The organism is Mesorhizobium sp. M7A.F.Ca.CA.004.12.1.1, from assembly GCF_003997835.1.
In the GTDB taxonomy this organism is placed as follows: domain Bacteria; phylum Pseudomonadota; class Alphaproteobacteria; order Rhizobiales; family Rhizobiaceae; genus Mesorhizobium.
In genome coordinates this window covers 1-1488 of record NZ_RZRK01001124.1, presented here as the reverse complement: position 1 = coordinate 1488, position 1488 = coordinate 1, and the positions used below count along the sequence as shown (strand labels likewise).

Sequence of the window (1488 nt, the reverse complement as noted above, 5' to 3'; positions counted from 1 at the left end):
GCCGATCAGATCGGCGAGGCGCGCCTCGATGTTCATGTGGATGTCTTCGAGCCGTGTCGAAAACTCGAAGCTGCCGGCCTCGATCTCTTTCAGGATCGTGTTCAGCCCGTCAGCGATTTTTTCTTGGTCGGCCGCCGAAATAATGCCCGTTTGCGCCAGCATCTCGCTATGGGCGATCGAGCCTTTGATGTCCTGCGCATAGAGTTTGCGGTCGAAGGAGATAGACGCGTTGATCGCTTCCATGATCGCGGCCGGACCCGAGGCAAAACGTCCGCCCCACATCTGGTTGCTGGTTTTCTTGTCGCTCATGGCTATAACCCGTGCTTCGGAGCAGTTTTGAGAAAATGGCAGACGGTAGTAGATTCTTCCCGGCCCCGCGCCTGATCCTCGCCGCCTTGGTGGCGGGCGCGCTGGCGGGCGCGGTCGCGGTATATGTCAGCGAGAGCCGGTCTGGCAACAATGCACCGGCACAAGCTGCCATGGGTGACAGCAGGGACGACGTGACCTGCGCGGCCAAGAGCGACCGCGCCAAGAAAGTCGTGGCGTCGGCCACCGGTGAGGTTGCGGCACTTTTGCCGGCCGATCCGCCTCAATCCCTGAAGAGCCTTGCCTTCAATGGTCCGGACGGCAAGCCGATGACGCTTGCCGATCATGCCGGCAAGACGGTGCTGCTCAATCTGTGGGCGACATGGTGCGCGCCGTGCCGTGCCGAAATGCCGGCGCTCGATGCGCTGCAGAAGGAAAAGGGCAGCGACTCCTTTGAAGTGGTCGCCGTCAACGTCGATGCCGGCGACGATGTGAAGCCGAAGAAGTTCCTCAGCGATACCGGCGTCGCGACGCTCGGCTATTACCGGGATTCGACGATGACGCTGTTCAACGACCTCAAGAAGCGCGGCTTGGCGCTAGGCCTTCCCGTCACCATGCTGATCGACGGCGAGGGCTGCCTGATCGCCCACATGAACGGCCCGGCCGAATGGTCGGGGCCGGACGCCAGGCGGCTGGTCGAGACGGCACTCAAGCCCGAGAGCCTGTAGTCTAGCGTGTGGCTAGCGCGGGTGCGGGCGCGAAGGCCAGAACGCTTCTGTCGCGCAGGCTGGCGGGTTTGCTGCCGACAGCGGGTGCGACGACGCCGGTCAGATCGCCGAATTCCTCGATGAGAGCCGGCTTGCCGATATAGTAGCCCTGGCCGATCTCGCAGGCTTCGGCGTCCAGGAACTTCAGTTCGCCGAGCGTCTCGACACCCTCCGCCAGAACCGGCAGGCCGAGCCCGCGTCCAAGTCCCAGGACGGCGCGCACGATCGCCGCGACCTGGCCGTTCTTGTCGACGGACTTGATGAATGAGCCATCGATCTTGATCTTGTCGAAGGGAAAGGCGCGAAGGTTGGAGAGCGAGGAATAGCCGGTTCCAAAATCGTCCATGGCGACGCGCACGCCCAGCGCCTTGACCTGCCGCAAGGTGGCCAATGCCCGCGGCATGTCCTTGACAAG

3 protein-coding genes are annotated in these 1488 nt (G+C 63.0%); 1 reads left to right on the top strand and 2 read right to left on the bottom strand.

Going from position 1 to position 1488, the window contains the following annotated elements; genetic code table 11:
- Positions 1-309, bottom strand: a 309-nt coding sequence (locus EN984_RS34325; RefSeq protein ID WP_245480185.1) for a lyase family protein, incomplete at its 3' end; no start/stop codon positions are given.
- Between the two features lie 35 nt (positions 310-344).
- Between EN984_RS34325 and EN984_RS34320 the strand changes: the two genes are divergently transcribed.
- A complete protein-coding gene (locus EN984_RS34320) occupies positions 345-1034 on the top strand; it encodes a TlpA disulfide reductase family protein (protein WP_127272540.1) in 690 nt (229 codons plus the stop codon).
- Position 1035: 1 nt separating this feature from the next.
- On the opposite strand, the gene EN984_RS34315 is transcribed toward EN984_RS34320, so the two are convergent.
- The coding region (locus EN984_RS34315) for an EAL domain-containing protein (RefSeq protein ID WP_164765909.1) at positions 1036-1488 on the bottom strand (453 nt) is incomplete at its 5' end.

Excerpts from the sequence above, each read along its gene's own strand:
- EN984_RS34320 (WP_127272540.1), top strand. The coding sequence starts at position 345 with ATGGCAGACGGTAGTAGATTCTTCCCGGCCCCGCGCCTGATCCTCGCC.